Genomic DNA, 14458 nt, shown 5'->3' on the forward strand with positions numbered 1-14458 from the left:
CGGCAAATTTGCCGGCCTTTTACTTCTTAGCCTGCGACTTTATCGCGCAGAGCCTGTTTTTCAGCTGCGCTCAAGAACGCAATTTCCAGGCCGTTGATCTGCGCCTGTCGAATCTCTTCGCGGCTCAGTCCCGCCTGCGGCGCGGCAACATTATACTCATGAATAATATCGACACCCTGTACTGCCGGATCGTCGGTGTTCAGCGTTGCCAGCACGCCGTGCGCGAGGAACGTCTTCAGCGGATGCTGCGCCAGTGACGCAACGGTGCTGGTCTGAATGTTAGACGTCAGACAGGATTCGATGCCGATGCGCTGCTCGACCAGGAAATCCATCAGCGCCCGGTCTTCAACGGCTTTCACACCGTGGCCGATACGCTCGGCACCCAGCTCACGAATTGCCTGCCAGATACTTTCCGGACCGGCCGCTTCGCCCGCATGCACGGTAACATGCCAGCCCGCGTCGCGAGCGCGGTTGAAATGAGAGAGGAACAGGCTGCCGGGGAAGCCAAGTTCATCACCCGCCAGATCGACGGCAGTGATCTGATCGCGATGGGCCAGCAGCGCTTCCAGCTCCTGCAGACAGGCCGCTTCACCGAAGGTGCGGCTCATAATGCCAATCAGATTTGCCTGTACGTTAAACGCCTTACAGCCTTCGCGCACGCCTGCGATAACCGCTTCCACCACGCCGTCGACGGGCAGATTGTGGGTCATCGCCATATAGCCTGGGGAAAAACGCAGTTCGACATAATGCAGGCCATTGCGCGCCGCATCTTCGATATTCTCGAACGCCACGCGACGACAGGCATCTAGCGACGCCAGCACTTTCACGCCCCAGTCCAGTTTGCTGAGGAAGCTCACCAGATCCGGTTCGTTCGCCGTCACCTGGACGTGGGGAATGAGTGTCTCAATAGTTTGAGCGGGCAGGGACAAATTAAACTGGCGGCCAAGATCGAGAATGGTTTGGGCACGAATGTTGCCATCAAGGTGACGGTGAATATCGGTAAGGGGAAGGCGGGTATCAATCATGGTCGCACTCATTTTCTGGTTAAAGTGCGCCACATTATAAAAACATTTGCGGGTAAAAAGCTATTTGCGCAATGGAATATTCCATTGCGCAACCTGTCAGAGCAGAGAATGAATCCCCGCAATCAGCCGCTCAACGCCCTGTTCCAGTTTACTGCGTGGACATCCGGCATTCAGGCGTACATACCCGTTACCCTCCACGCCGTACGTGTAACCTGGCATGATCGCGACTTTTTGCTGCTCAATGAGTACGTTCTGCAGCGCTTTGTCGTCGATACCGAGCGCGCTCAAATCAATCCATGCCAGATAGGTCGCTTCCGGCGGCTGCCAGTTGAGCTGCGGGAATGCAGCGTTGAGTTGCTCAGCCACATACCGTAAATTCGCCTCCAGATAGGCGCGCAGGGCATCCAGCCACGGCTCGCCCTGCTGATAGGCGGCGATATGTGCCGTCAGTGCCAGCACGGACGGAGATGAAAGCCCGTCGCGGCCCTTAAGGGCGTTAAGATAGCTTGCGCGACTTTCATCGTCACCGATCAGCCCGTACGCCCCGGTAAGCGCCGGAATATTAAAGCTCTTGGAGCCTGACGTTAGCAGCGCCCATTTGCTGCGCGCCACCTCGTTCCACGGCGTATGCTGATGGTCGCCCCACACCATATCCATGTGGATTTCGTCGCTGATCACCGCCACATCGTAGCGCGCACACAGCTCGGCCATGGTGTTCAGCTCGTCGCGCGTCCAGACTTTACCGGTCGGATTTTGCGGGCTGCACAGCAATAAAATCGTGTTTTCCGGTTTCGCCAGCGCGACTTCCAGGCTGGTCATATCGCACTCCCAGCCGGCTGTGTTTTTTTGCATTGCGACCGGAACGACGTTGCGATCGTTGCCCTGGATGGCGTTGTAAAACGCATCGTAGGCGGGGGTATGCACCACGATGCCGTCGCCGGGTTTCGACCACACGCGGATCATCTCGGAAACCATATAAATGACCGACGGACCGTACACCAGGGTGTTCGTATCAATCTGGCTGTGAAAACGCTGCTGGAACCAGTGCGCAACGGCGGCGAGAAATTCGTCGTTTTTCCAGCGGCTGTAGCCAAACACGCCGTGACTGATGCGTTGATTCAGCGCGTCGATGATGCACGGTGCGGTGGCAAAATCCATATCGGAAATGGTAAAGGGCAGCAGATCGTCGGCACCGAAGCGGTCGGCAACGTAATCCCATTGGGTACACCAGGTCCCGTGGCGATCGACGACGGTTGAAAAATCAAACATAGCGCTCGTCCTTAAAGTCAAAACCCCCTTCGCCAGAAGGGGGTGAGGTGTCAGGCTTCTACCGTACGCATCAGCGTCGATAGCTCATCTTTAACCGACTGGACCTGCGGCCCAATCACCACCTGCAAATTATGCTGATTTAACTGTACCACGCCGATGGCCCGGTTGGCCTTCAGGGCGTTGGTGTCCACCTTGGACATATCGTTCACCGACAGACGCAGGCGGGTGATGCAGTTATCGAGAGACGTGATGTTATCCGCGCCGCCCAGTGCCGCCAGAATCGCTGGCGTGTTGTAGCCGGATTTACCGACGGTACCCACAACGGCTTGTTCCACGCTGCTGGCGGTATCGGTATCGCGGCCCGGTGTTTTCAGATTAAAGCGGGTGATGGCGAAGCGGAAGATACCGTAGTACACCGCAAACCAGATAGCCGCCACAACCGGCACCAGATACCACTTGGTCGACAGACCGTGCAGGATGCCGAACACCACGAAGTCAATCACGTTGCCGTCGGTGTTACCGATGGTCACACCCAGCACCGCCATCACGGTGAAGCCCAGACCGGTCAGCACGGCGTGGATGAGATACAGCACCGGTGCAACGAACAGGAACAGGAACTCGATTGGCTCAGTCGTTCCGCCAACCACGCAGGCGATGACGCCGGAGATCAGCAGGCCTTTAATTTTATGACGGTTTTCAGGACGCGCGCAGTGGTACATCGCCAGCGCCGCACCCGGCAAACCGCCTAAGAAGGCCGGCATTTTACCCTGGGACAGGAAGCGGGTCGCACTTTCAGAGAAGCCGTGGGTGGTCGGGCAGCTCAGCTGCGCCTGGAAGATAGTCAGCGCGCCACTCACGTCGTGGCCGCAGACGTCCATCGTGCCGCCCGCTTCGGTAAAGCGAATCAGCGCGACAAGAATGTGCTGTAAACCGAACGGCAGCAACAGACGTTCACCGGTACCGAAAATCATCGGGCCGAAATCGCCTGCGCTGTTGATGATGCGGCCAATCGCCGTAATCCCCATCGCGAAGACCGGCCAGATCAGGGGGATCACCAGACCAAACAGACCCATGACCACCAGGGTGACAATCGGCACAAAGCGGGTACCGCCGAAGAAGGCCAGGGCGTCCGGCAGACGGATATTGTGGAAGCGCTCGTGCAGCATCCAGATGATCACACCGGCAATAACCGCACCGAGGATCCCGGTGTCGATCGACTGAATACCCAGCACGCTCTGAATGTTGTTCGCTTTCAGCACTGCCGCGTCGGTGGTGGGCAGAATGCCTTTCGCGGTCAGCCAGAAATTCACCGCCAGGTTCATCACCGCGTAGCCGACAAAACCGGCAAACGCCGCCACGCCTTTGTTCTCGCGCGCCAGCCCCAGCGGGATAGCGATACAGAACATGACGGGCAGGAAGCTAAAGGCAAAGGAGCCGACTTTACTCATCCAGATGAAGATCGCCTGCAGCACCGGGTTGCCGAGGAAGGGGATCAGGGTAATGACATCATGGCTGCTAAGTGAGCTGCCGATCCCGAGCATGATCCCGCAAAAAGAGAGCAGAGCCACCGGCAACATAAAGGTTTTACCCAGTTGCTGGAAAAACTCCCACAGCGATATTTTTTGTGCTGCTTTCGCCGTCATAAAACGACTCCTTGATGGTTAAAAGGGTTTTATCTGTTTCACTGTGGCGAGAAGATAAAACGTTTTACCAAACTTTAGTGCGCGCTGAATCACATTCTCATGCTTTAATTAGCAGTATAAATAGAACCTATTGATAAAACGTTTTATCCGACTGCACATCAGGGAGTTGCGCGTTCACATGTCTGTTGCGAAGAAGATCACCATCAATGATGTTGCGCTGGCGGCCGGGGTATCGGTGAGCACCGTTTCGCTGGTCTTAAGCGGAAAAGGGCGCATTTCTCCCGCGACGGGCCAGCGCGTGAACGAGGCGGTTGAGCAACTGGGGTTTGTGCGTAATCGCCAGGCAGCGTCTCTGCGCGGCGGGCAGAGCGGCGTGATTGGGTTGATCGTGCGCGATCTGACGTCGCCGTTTTATGCAGAACTTACCGCCGGGCTAACAGAAGCGCTGGAAGCGCAGGGACGGATGGTCTTTTTACTCCACGGCGGGCGCGAAGCGGATCAACTGCTCTCCCGGCTGGATATGTTGCTGACGCAGGGCGTGGACGGCGTGATTATCGCGGGGGCGTCTGGCGTGGGGAGCGAGCTGTGCGAGCGCGCGGCACAGAAGGGCGTTCCGCTGGTGTTTGCCTCACGCGCCAGCTATCTCGATGAAGCCGATACCCTGCGCCCCGATAACATGCAGGCCGCACAAATGTTGACCGAGCATCTGATTCGTCGCGGGCATCAGCGCATCGCCTGGCTGGGCGGCAAGAGTTCGTCCCTTACGCGCGCCGAACGCGTGGGCGGTTACTGTTCGACGCTGATAAAATACGGTCTGCCGTTCCACAGCGAATGGGTGGTTGAGTGCGAATCGAGCCAGAAAAAAGCCGCCGAAGCGATGGGCGCGCTGCTGCGCAGTAATCCCACCATCAGCGCGGTGATCTGTTACAACGATATTATCGCCATGGGGGCCTGGTTCGGCTTGCTCCGCGCCGGACGTCAGAGCGGCGAGGGTGGTGTAGAGACTTTCTTCGACCAGCAGGTGGCGCTGGGTGCTTTTGCGGATGTCGGGGAAAACGCGCTGGACGATCTGCCTATTGTCTGGGCGACAACGCCCGCGCGGGAGATGGGTTACACCCTGGCAGACCGCATGATGCAGCGAATTGAGAAATCAGACGTCCAGGCCGGGCATCAGATCGTGTCGGCGCGACTGGTAACGACGAAATAACGATGTGAATCAACGTGCCGCACGGTTTTGCGGTTTTTTCGCCAGATGAGTCAAAATCGTCTGGCCGATGTAATTACTCCAGTTGAAACTGTTTTGCAGCACAATCACCGCATTTTGATTCTGTTTATCAAAGCCAATGTAACTGGAATACCCGCCAATATACCCCACCTGATAGGTCATTTTCTGGCCGTCCGTCTCATCACTCACCCACGCGATATTGGCGGCCTCTTTGTGCCGATAATAGTAAGTACGGGTGACGTCCTTGAAAGCCTGGTTGATCGCCTTATCCTGCGTCGCGCTGACGTGCGCCCGGGCGTAGGCCGCCAGATCGCGGGCGCTGCTGTAGAGGCTTGCCGCTGCGGTCATGTTGTGCTGAAAATGCCAGTCCGGCGTCAGTTCGCCACGGCGTATCAATTTGGGTTGATCCCCTGCGTGGCCGAGCGCACGCCTCGGGTATGCCGCCAGTATTTCCGGCGTATAGCTGGAGTTTTGCATGTCGAGTGGCTGAAAAATCAGCCGCTGGGCCAGGGCTTCGATCGATTCACCCGTCTTTCGTTGCAGAATATAGCCGAGGAGGGCATAGCCGATGTTTGAATACTGTGGTTCGTGTGAGTCAGGCGCAGAGAAATCGCGCAGGTAATTGAGTACGTTATTGCTGTCGAGTTCTGAATAGAAGTTCTCGCCGGTACTGAAATAGCGCACAAGATTTTCGAGAGTCAACAGATCCATCGGCTGGCGCGGTAAGCCAGACGTGTGAGTGACCAGCTGCAACAGGGTGATGTTTTTCGCGTCAGCACTTAAGGGTGTGCCTTCAGGCAGTAGGGTCGCGAGCGTATCCGTCCAGCGGAGTTTGCCCTCATTGACCAGCAGGGTCGTGACTTCGGCGGTAACACCTTTGCTCAGTGAGCCGAGTGCAAAGAGGGTATCCGGGGTGACGGGGTACTGGTTTTTTGCGTCGGTTACGCCGTAGCTGTGAAATTCGGTGGGGCCGTTATGCTGAATAATGGCGACAATCATCCCGGTCACCTCTTTTTCTTGCATGTACTGCTGGATCATCGGGTCGATCCCGCGACCGTAGTATCCGACCACAATACGGGTACTCTTTTGTTCCGGCATATCCATTTGCGATAACGTACTGTTTCCACAGCCAGCTAACACCAACAGGGACAAAAGCAGTAATGGTGTTTTAATGTTCATTCTTAAAAGCTGACTGTGCCGCCGTCCAGGAAAAATAGAGCGCGCAGTATACAAAAATGCGGCCCGGCAGGCGCCTATTTTTGACGCTTTTGGGCAGAGGGCATCAGGAGGCGGTGATCCAGATCAAGAGCCTTGCCCGCCTTACGAGGCATATTCTGCGCTCCTGTTAAGTTCTGTAAAACGATTACCGCCATGCAACTCTGTAAAACCCTGCTCGCTTTAGCCTTTGTTCCCGCCATCTCCTTTGCCGCCAGCAATATCGAAGTCGGTTTTTCACCGGAAGGGGGCGCCCAGGAGCTGGTGCTCAAAACCATCAATGACGCGACAAAATCGATCCGCATGATGGCCTTTTCGTTTAGCGCCCCGGATATCATGAACGCGCTGGTGGCGGCGCAGAAGCGCGGCGTCGATGTGCAAATCGTGATTGATCAGAACGGCAACGTTAGTGGGAAAAGCCTGCAGGCGATGCGCTATGTGGCACATAACGGCGTTAAGCTCAGAACGGATAATCATTACCGTATTCAACACGATAAAGTGATTATTGTAGACGGGAGTACGGTCGAAACCGGGTCATTTAATTTTGCCAAAACGGCGGAGTCTAAGAATTCGGAAAACGTGATTGTGATTCACAACGCACCGGATCTGGTGGCGGAGTATCTTGCGCACTGGGAAAACCGCTGGCAGCAAGGGGTGGATTTCTCTGCGTAAAACTGCCGGGTAGCACAGCGCACCCGGCGGGTAAGACTAATGCCCGGCGAACAACGAGCCGGGCAATGCCTGTATTACTGCTGCGGTACTGCTGGAGCCGCAGGTTCAGCCGGTTCCGGCATCCCAAGCGTTGGCATACCAAACATACCGACAAAGTCTTCGAGCGGCATTTTCTGACCGTTTAACGTTACCTGACCATTCGCATACTGCAGGCTGGTGCTAATCACGTTGTCTTCAAGCGTGGTGATGCGGAACATCTGGCCCATGGCCGCCATGCCTTTCACCTGCTGGCTGGCGAGCTTAGCCGCATCGGCGTCGTTATAGCCTTCGAGCTTCGCAATCTGGGTCATAAACTCGGTCGCCATATCCATCGGGATCGTCAGTTTGCTGTCGATGGATTTCACGCTACGATCCACTTCCTGCGCCAGCGTCTGCGCTTCACCGGTCGCAGTGGCCGGATCTTTCAGGAACAGGGACAGGTTGAAGTTGGTTTCGCCTTTGCTGTTTTTCCAGCTCAGTGGGGCGATCGTGATCACCGGCTCGCCTTTCAGCAGCAGCGGCAGGTTGCTTAACAGGGCATCCATTGCTTTTTGCTGATACAGCTCAGGATTTTTGGTCATCAGCTCTTTATCGGCCAGCAGCGCCTGGCTTTGCGCACGATACTGCTGACTGAACTGATGCCAGGCCTGGCCGTCGATATTGCCGAGTTTCAGGGTCAGTTTGCTGGAACCCAGATCCTGGCTCTGTACTTTGAGGCTATTCAGGCTGTAATCCAGCTGGCTGTTGACGCTCTTACCGTCTTTGGAGAGATCGGATTTACCGACCAATTCCATCCCTTCCAGAACGGCCATCTCTTTGCCTTCCACGGCAATCGCCATTTTACCCAGGCTGATTTGCTGGTCGCCCATGCGCTCGCCAAAGGTGGTCATACGGCTGTTGCCGTCGGCTTTAAGATTATTGAAGGTCAGCTGAACCTTCTGATTGTATTCGTTAACCGCGTTGACCAGGCCACTTTCCGCCGAGCCGCTCAGGGTAAAGACGTTACCGTCGCGATCCGCGTCGAGTTTGAAATCGCCGCCGCTGAAGGCCACTTTCTCGTCGCCTTTTTCATAATTCAGCGCTTTCAGGGCGATATCGGAGCTTGTATCGCCGGCGTAGCTGATGCGCGTATCCACCACAAACGGCGACTCATTTTTCGCCAGTTCAAACAGCGGTTTAGACGCTTCGTTGTTGACCAGCGTGGTTTTTACCGACGCCATGGACGGAATCAGATTGAAATGCTTCAGCTGTGCCAGCGGGAACGGACCGTGATCGACAACTTCGTCCAGCACCACGCTGTGACCGTCTTTCAGCCAGCCGTTTTCGGTGCCCGCAACGGGTTTAACCACCAGTTGCATATGGCTTTTGAAGACGCCGCGCTGATAGTTCTGATAGCTTAATTCCAGCCCGGCTTCCGGCGCCGTGCGTTTGATTTCGCTGTTAGCCTGCGCCACCATCTCTGCCAGACGACTCTCCAGCTGTTTGCCCGTAAACCAGGAGGCGCCCGTCCAGACCACCCCTAATGCGACAACAACACCAACCGCTATAACCGATTTTTTCATCATGATTGTCCATAAAATGAAACCAGGCGGTAAAAACCGCCTGGTGATTAAGTCTTCCACTAGCTTAGCAAGAGAGTCGATAAACTTATAGCTTATTGAAGACCCTTGCCAGGCGGCCATTTCCGCTGATAGCGATCGGGGACTCATTCGCCGCGACAAACGCCGACTCACCAGGTTTGAGCACCAGGCGCTGTTCGCCTTTGCTCAGCACCGCTTCGCCTTCAACACAGAACAGGATTGCCGCACTCTGCTGTGAGACCGCGGTTTCCGTCGCGCTCAGGTCGTGCAGCGCAAAAGCGAAGTCGTCGACAGGAATCGGGAAGTCCAGCTCTGCGCCGTTTTTCACCGGCTGAGTCAGCAGCTCTGCGGCAGGTTTGGCGACGAATTTGACGTTCGCTACCAGCTCCGGGATATCAATATATTTTGGCGTCAGCCCGGCGCGAAGTACGTTATCGGAGTTTGCCATCACTTCCAGCGCCACGCCCTGCAGATACGCATGCGGGGTTTCCGCAAACAGGAACATCGCTTCGCCTGGATTCAGTTTCACCACGTTCAGCAGCAGCGGAGAGAAGAGGCCGCTGTCGTTCGGGTAGAACTCAGAAATCAGGCGAATGGTCTGCCAGGGTTCACCCCGCTGGTTATTGAGAGCGGCTTTCAGCACCGCCAGCGCGTGGGATTTCTCGTCATCCTGCATATTCAGCAGGCTGGCAAACAGCTGGCTTAAGCCTGCGGCGTCCGGGTTTTCGAGGAAATGGGCAATAGCATGATGGGCGCCCGCGACCGGCTGCAGCAGCGAAACAATTTCCGAGAACTCGCGGAAGGCGTTCATCGCCAGGAACGGCGTTAACGCGAACACCAGCTCTGGCTTATGGTTCGGATCTTTGTAGTTACGTTCGGCGGCATCCAGTGGGATACCGGCTTTATTCTCTTTCTCAAAACCTATTTCAGACGCTTTCTTGTTCGGGTGCACCTGAATGGAGAGCGGCTGCGCGGCGCAAAGCACCTTGAACAGGAACGGCAGTTCGCCGAAACGCTGCGCCACGGCATCGCCCAGGAGCGTCGCTTTGTCCGCGTCGATCACCTCGCGCAGAGAGCGTACCTGGCCGCTGGCATCTTCAATTTTTGAGCTGCTCTTCGGATGCGCGCCCATCCACAGCTCTGCCATCGGCAGGTTGTCAGGATTGGCAATACCGTAGAGATCCGTTAACGCAGTTTGACTTCCCCAGGCATAGTTCTGCACTGAGTTGATGAGTTTTTGCATTATCAAGCCCTGTTTCAAATGTGGAATTATCTTCGCGTATTAAAGCAATAAACCGCCCGGAAGTAACCTGCGCATGTAAAAAGTCGTACTAGTCTCAGTTTTTGTTAAAAAATTGTGTAGGATAAGCAAACTCGCTTTTAAGCAGGGCAGCGGAACATCTGCTCTTAAATAACCAGACCGAAGCAGTAAGTGAGAGAACAATGTCGAACAAACCCTTTCATTATCAAGATCCTTTCCCGCTGGCAAAGGATCAGACCGAATACTATCTGTTAACATCCGATCACGTCTCTGTCTCTGAATTCGAAGGGCAGGAGATCCTCAAAGTTGACCCGCAGGCGCTGACCTTACTGGCGCAGCACGCCTTCCACGATGCCTCCTTTATGCTGCGCCCCGCGCATCAGCAGCAGGTTGCCGATATCCTGAGCGATCCGCAGGCCAGCGAAAACGACAAATACGTCGCGCTGCAGTTCCTGCGTAACTCCGATATTGCTGCGAAAGGCATTCTGCCGACCTGTCAGGACACGGGCACGGCGATCATCACCGGCAAAAAAGGCCAGCGCGTCTGGACTGGCGGCGGTGACGAAGCGGCGCTGGCCCACGGTGTCTACAACACTTACATCGAAGATAACCTGCGTTATTCGCAAAACGCGGCGCTGGATATGTATAAAGAGGTCAATACCGGCACTAACCTGCCGGCGCAGATCGACCTCTACAGCGTCGACGGCGACGAGTACAAATTCCTGTGCATCGCCAAAGGCGGCGGCTCCGCGAACAAAACCTATCTGTACCAGGAAACCAAAGCGCTGCTTTCGCCGGGCAAGCTGAAAAATTACCTGGTCGAGAAGATGCGCACGCTTGGCACGGCAGCCTGTCCGCCGTATCACATCGCGTTTGTTATCGGCGGGACGTCGGCGGAAAGCACCCTGAAAACCGTCAAACTGGCGTCGACCAAATACTATGACGGCCTGCCAACGGAAGGGAACGAACACGGTCAGGCATTCCGTGACGTTCAGCTCGAACAGGAGTTGCTGACAGAAGCGCAGAATTTAGGCTTAGGCGCACAGTTCGGCGGCAAATATTTTGCTCACGATATCCGCGTCATCCGTCTGCCGCGCCACGGTGCGTCTTGTCCGGTCGGGATGGGCGTCTCCTGCTCTGCGGATCGCAATATCAAAGCGAAGATCAACCGCGACGGTATCTGGATCGAAAAACTGGAAAACAATCCGGGGAAATACATTCCGCAGGAGTTGCGTCAGGCCGGTGAAGGTGAAGCGGTGCATGTCGATCTCAATCGTCCGATGAGCGAAATCCTGGCCCAGCTGTCGCAATACCCGGTCTCCACGCGTCTGTCGCTGAACGGCACCATTATCGTTGGCCGCGACATCGCTCACGCGAAACTGCAGGAGCGTCTGGATAAGGGCGAAGGTCTGCCGCAGTACGTGAAAGACCACCCAATCTACTACGCAGGCCCGGCGAAAACCCCGGAAGGTTATGCCTCTGGTTCACTCGGCCCGACAACGGCAGGGCGCATGGACTCCTACGTGGATCAGCTGCAGGCCAACGGTGGGAGCATGATCATGCTGGCCAAAGGCAACCGCAGCCAGCAGGTGACGGATGCCTGCCACAAACACGGCGGATTCTATCTCGGCAGCATCGGCGGCCCGGCAGCGGTGCTGGCACAGGGCAGTATTAAGAGCCTGGAGTGCGTGGAATACCCGGAACTGGGGATGGAAGCCATCTGGAAAATTGAAGTAGAAGATTTCCCGGCGTTTATCCTCGTGGATGACAAGGGCAACGACTTCTTCAAGCAGATCCAGTCGTCCCAGTGTTCAGCGTGCGTTAAGTAGTTTTTGTGCCGGGTGGCGGTTTCGCTTCACCCGGCACGACTCACCACAAGAGCGCACAAAGCGCCATACCGTTTTCCTGAAGCAAACAATACTTAATCCAGCATGTGAGCAATGTCCCCCATTTCATTGTTATCAAGGAGAAAGTAATGACAACGCAACGCCGCGAGAAAGATTCCATGGGCGCAATCGACGTCCCGGCTGACAAGCTATGGGGCGCGCAAACTCAGCGCTCGCTGGAACATTTCCGCATCTCGACGGAGAAAATGCCCGTTTCTCTGATCCACGCCCTGGCGCTCACCAAACGCGCAGCCGCGAAGGTCAACCAGGATCTGGGTCTGCTGTCCGCTGAAAAAACCACCGCTATTATCAGTGCCGCCGACGAAGTGCTGGCCGATAAACACCCGGACGAATTCCCCCTTGCCATCTGGCAGACCGGCTCCGGCACCCAAAGCAACATGAACATGAACGAGGTTCTGGCTAACCGCGCGAGCGAACTGCTGGGCGGCGTACGCGGGATGGAGCGCAAAGTACACCCGAACGATGACGTCAATAAAAGCCAAAGTTCTAACGATGTATTCCCGACCGCGATGCACGTGGCGGCGATCATCGGCCTGCGCGAGCATCTCATTCCGCAGTTGAAAGTGCTGACTCAGACCCTGACGGCAAAATCGCAGGCGTTCGCTGACATCGTCAAAATTGGTCGTACCCATCTGCAGGACGCCACGCCGCTGACCCTCGGACAGGAGATCTCCGGCTGGGTGGCGATGCTGGAACACAACCTCAAGCATATCGACCACAGCCTGCCGCACCTCTCGGAGCTGGCGCTGGGCGGTACGGCGGTGGGGACGGGGCTGAACACCCATCCGGAATATGCCGTACGCGTGGCGAAAGAGCTGGCCGCGATCACCGGGCAGCCGTTTGTGACCGCGCCGAATAAATTCGAAGCGCTCGGCACCTGCGATGCGCTGGTCCACGCCCACGGTGCGCTGAAAGGGCTGGCGGCCTCGCTGATGAAAATCGCCAACGACGTACGCTGGCTGGCCTCCGGGCCGCGCTGCGGGATCGGTGAAATCAGCATTCCGGAAAATGAGCCGGGCAGCTCCATCATGCCGGGCAAAGTGAACCCGACTCAGTGCGAAGCCATGACCATGCTCTGCTGTCAGGTGATCGGCAACGACGTCGCGGTGAATCTCGGCGGGGCGTCAGGCAACTTTGAGCTGAACGTCTATCGCCCGATGGTGATCCATAACTTCCTGCAATCGGTGCGCCTGCTGGCGGACGGTATGGAGAGCTTCAACGAGCACTGCGCGACCGGCATCGAGCCAAACCGCGACCGTATCAGCCAGCTACTGAATGAGTCGCTGATGCTGGTCACCGCGCTCAACACGCATATCGGCTACGACAAAGCGGCTGAAATCGCCAAAAAAGCGCACAAAGAGGGGCTGACGCTGAAAGCCTCAGCGCTGGCGCTGGGCTATCTGACGGAGGCCGAGTTTGATACCTGGGTGCGCCCGGAAGAGATGGTAGGCAGCCTGAAGTAATCACTCCGCCACATACAGGTGCAGCCGTGGAATGATCAAGCGCAGCGGCTGCGCCTGAGGTTTATAACGATGCTGAATATTGTCCGCATCGTAATTCAGCAGTTCGCCAATGTCTGGCACCATCGCCCCTTGATCTGCATCGTACAGGGCAATCAGCGGCGTCGGGCAGGCGTACTGTACCTGCTTTTGCTCTCCCGCATACCAGACGCGCGCAATCGGCTGCACCTTCACCGGACGTTTGATTTTGAGGCGCGCATCGTCAGGCAGCGCGGCAATATTCTCGTACTCCTGCTCTAACCGCTCAATCCACTGTTCGCGCGACCAGGGCGCCATAGTGCGCGGCGATTTCAGGCTCTTCTCCAGCAGTGACAGCACCTCATTGCGGGTGAAATTTTTGATGATATGTTTGTTCGCCCAGCCAAAGCGCAGAGTCGCCGGATGACGCAGCAGCGTCAGCGTGCGGTAGGCGTTGAGGGTAATCAGGCCCGGCAACTGGCGATGCACCCACTCAAAGCGCGCGGCAGGGACCAGACCCGACTCTTCGGTTACGATCTTCTCAAACGCGGCTTTGAGGGTATTAATGTGCGCAATCTGGCTTTCAAGCTGTTCGCGCAGGGACGTGTCGCATTGGAGACAGATCACCCCCGGCAGACGCACGGCAGCTTTACTGCTGCGGTTTTCTGACTGCTGCTGAATAAACAGATGGCGATAGTGCGCCAGCGTCAGATCCAGCGCCTCCTTGCCGATATGTTGCTTCACCTCAATCACATCCAGCGGATCGTGCTCTGCGCCTTTCACCACGTCCGGCAGGGTGAAAACCCGCGCGGCCAGCAGCCGACAGGTTTTCAGCCGTTCGCTCAGGCTCATCAATTCGTGTTCTATCTGGTGAAAGGTGGAGTTCAGCCGCTCGAGAAGATCGTAGGTCGCCATAAAACGCTCGCAGTAGTTACAACATACTTATTATATAGCACAGTGTGCCGGGTCAGGCTACGGTGCGGAATGGGTCTGGCAGAGACAATGGATGCTTATTAGTTGGGGGTTAAATATACGAAATTTGTATACTTCCCGTCTCTTGCGGCCCCTCGGTTGATCCAGAACAGGTAAAAAGTATGATGAAAACCTAAAATCGTCACACGTTTTATCTACCCCTAAATGGTAA

The 14458-nt window shown here is 56.1% G+C and carries 11 protein-coding genes; 4 read left to right on the top strand and 7 right to left on the bottom strand.

Annotated features, from left to right (window positions below; genetic code table 11):
- Positions 1–26: 26 nt before the first annotated feature.
- The 3 genes from add to malX form a co-directional block, all read right to left on the bottom strand.
- A complete protein-coding gene (add, locus tag ACB496_RS09400) occupies positions 27–1025 on the bottom strand; it encodes an adenosine deaminase (protein ID WP_102103577.1) in 999 nt (332 codons plus the stop codon).
- A 96-nt stretch (positions 1026–1121) separates the two neighbouring features.
- Positions 1122–2294, bottom strand: a complete 1173-nt coding sequence (locus tag ACB496_RS09405) for a MalY/PatB family protein (RefSeq protein ID WP_371975030.1) — start codon at positions 2292–2294, stop codon at positions 1122–1124.
- A 50-nt stretch (positions 2295–2344) separates the two neighbouring features.
- Positions 2345–3937, bottom strand: a complete 1593-nt coding sequence (gene malX / locus ACB496_RS09410; protein ID WP_100780375.1) for a maltose/glucose-specific PTS transporter subunit IIBC — start codon at positions 3935–3937, stop codon at positions 2345–2347.
- Between the two features lie 178 nt (positions 3938–4115).
- Here malX and ACB496_RS09415 point away from each other — a divergent pair, with 178 nt between their 5' ends.
- Positions 4116–5144: a Mal regulon transcriptional regulator MalI gene (locus ACB496_RS09415; RefSeq protein ID WP_100780374.1), complete on the top strand. Its 1029-nt coding sequence runs from the start codon at positions 4116–4118 to the stop codon at positions 5142–5144.
- Positions 5145–5153: 9 nt separating this feature from the next.
- Here ACB496_RS09415 and ACB496_RS09420 read toward each other — a convergent pair whose 3' ends face one another.
- Complete coding sequence (locus tag ACB496_RS09420; protein ID WP_371975220.1) at positions 5154–6266, bottom strand: serine hydrolase domain-containing protein; 1113 nt, start codon at positions 6264–6266, stop codon at positions 5154–5156.
- A 267-nt stretch (positions 6267–6533) separates the two neighbouring features.
- On the opposite strand from ACB496_RS09420, the gene ACB496_RS09425 reads away from it, so the two are divergent.
- Positions 6534–7049 (top strand): phospholipase D family protein, encoded by a 516-nt coding sequence (locus tag ACB496_RS09425; RefSeq protein ID WP_194514041.1) that lies wholly within the window; start codon positions 6534–6536, stop codon positions 7047–7049.
- A gap of 74 nt (positions 7050–7123) precedes the next feature.
- On the opposite strand, the gene ACB496_RS09430 is transcribed toward ACB496_RS09425, so the two are convergent.
- Both ACB496_RS09430 and manA read right to left on the bottom strand, forming a co-directional pair.
- Entirely contained in the window at positions 7124–8650 is a 1527-nt protein-coding gene (locus ACB496_RS09430) for a YdgA family protein (RefSeq protein WP_102103581.1), read from the bottom strand.
- Between the two features lie 85 nt (positions 8651–8735).
- Complete coding sequence (gene manA / locus ACB496_RS09435; RefSeq protein ID WP_371975031.1) at positions 8736–9911, bottom strand: mannose-6-phosphate isomerase; 1176 nt, start codon at positions 9909–9911, stop codon at positions 8736–8738.
- A 200-nt stretch (positions 9912–10111) separates the two neighbouring features.
- Between manA and fumA the strand changes: the two genes are divergently transcribed.
- Entirely contained in the window at positions 10112–11758 is a 1647-nt protein-coding gene (gene fumA, locus ACB496_RS09440) for a class I fumarate hydratase FumA (protein WP_100780369.1), read from the top strand.
- A 146-nt stretch (positions 11759–11904) separates the two neighbouring features.
- Positions 11905–13299, top strand: a complete 1395-nt coding sequence (gene fumC, locus ACB496_RS09445) for a class II fumarate hydratase (protein ID WP_371975032.1) — start codon at positions 11905–11907, stop codon at positions 13297–13299.
- On the opposite strand, the gene tus is transcribed toward fumC, so the two are convergent.
- Positions 13300–14229 carry a DNA replication terminus site-binding protein gene (tus, locus tag ACB496_RS09450; protein WP_371975033.1) on the bottom strand — a complete coding sequence of 310 codons (930 nt, stop codon included), beginning with the start codon at positions 14227–14229 and terminating at the stop codon, positions 13300–13302.
- Between the last annotated feature and the right edge of the window lie 229 nt (positions 14230–14458).

Origin of the sequence: Lelliottia nimipressuralis (assembly GCF_041464075.1) — a bacterium.
GTDB classification, from domain to species: Bacteria; Pseudomonadota; Gammaproteobacteria; order Enterobacterales; family Enterobacteriaceae; genus Enterobacter; species Enterobacter nimipressuralis.

Excerpts from the sequence above, each read along its gene's own strand:
- fumC (WP_371975032.1), top strand. The coding sequence starts at position 11,905 with ATGACAACGCAACGCCGCGAGAAAGATTCCATGGGCGCAATCGACGTC.
- add (WP_102103577.1), bottom strand. The coding sequence starts at position 1,025 with ATGATTGATACCCGCCTTCCCCTTACCGATATTCACCGTCACCTTGAT.
- fumA (WP_100780369.1), top strand. The coding sequence starts at position 10,112 with ATGTCGAACAAACCCTTTCATTATCAAGATCCTTTCCCGCTGGCAAAG.
- ACB496_RS09415 (WP_100780374.1), top strand. The coding sequence starts at position 4,116 with ATGTCTGTTGCGAAGAAGATCACCATCAATGATGTTGCGCTGGCGGCC.
- tus (WP_371975033.1), bottom strand. The coding sequence starts at position 14,229 with ATGGCGACCTACGATCTTCTCGAGCGGCTGAACTCCACCTTTCACCAG.
- ACB496_RS09425 (WP_194514041.1), top strand. The coding sequence starts at position 6,534 with ATGCAACTCTGTAAAACCCTGCTCGCTTTAGCCTTTGTTCCCGCCATC.
- ACB496_RS09405 (WP_371975030.1), bottom strand. The coding sequence starts at position 2,294 with ATGTTTGATTTTTCAACCGTCGTCGATCGCCACGGGACCTGGTGTACC.
- malX (WP_100780375.1), bottom strand. The coding sequence starts at position 3,937 with ATGACGGCGAAAGCAGCACAAAAAATATCGCTGTGGGAGTTTTTCCAG.
- ACB496_RS09430 (WP_102103581.1), bottom strand. The coding sequence starts at position 8,650 with ATGAAAAAATCGGTTATAGCGGTTGGTGTTGTTGTCGCATTAGGGGTG.
- ACB496_RS09420 (WP_371975220.1), bottom strand. The coding sequence starts at position 6,266 with ATGGATATGCCGGAACAAAAGAGTACCCGTATTGTGGTCGGATACTAC.
- manA (WP_371975031.1), bottom strand. The coding sequence starts at position 9,911 with ATGCAAAAACTCATCAACTCAGTGCAGAACTATGCCTGGGGAAGTCAA.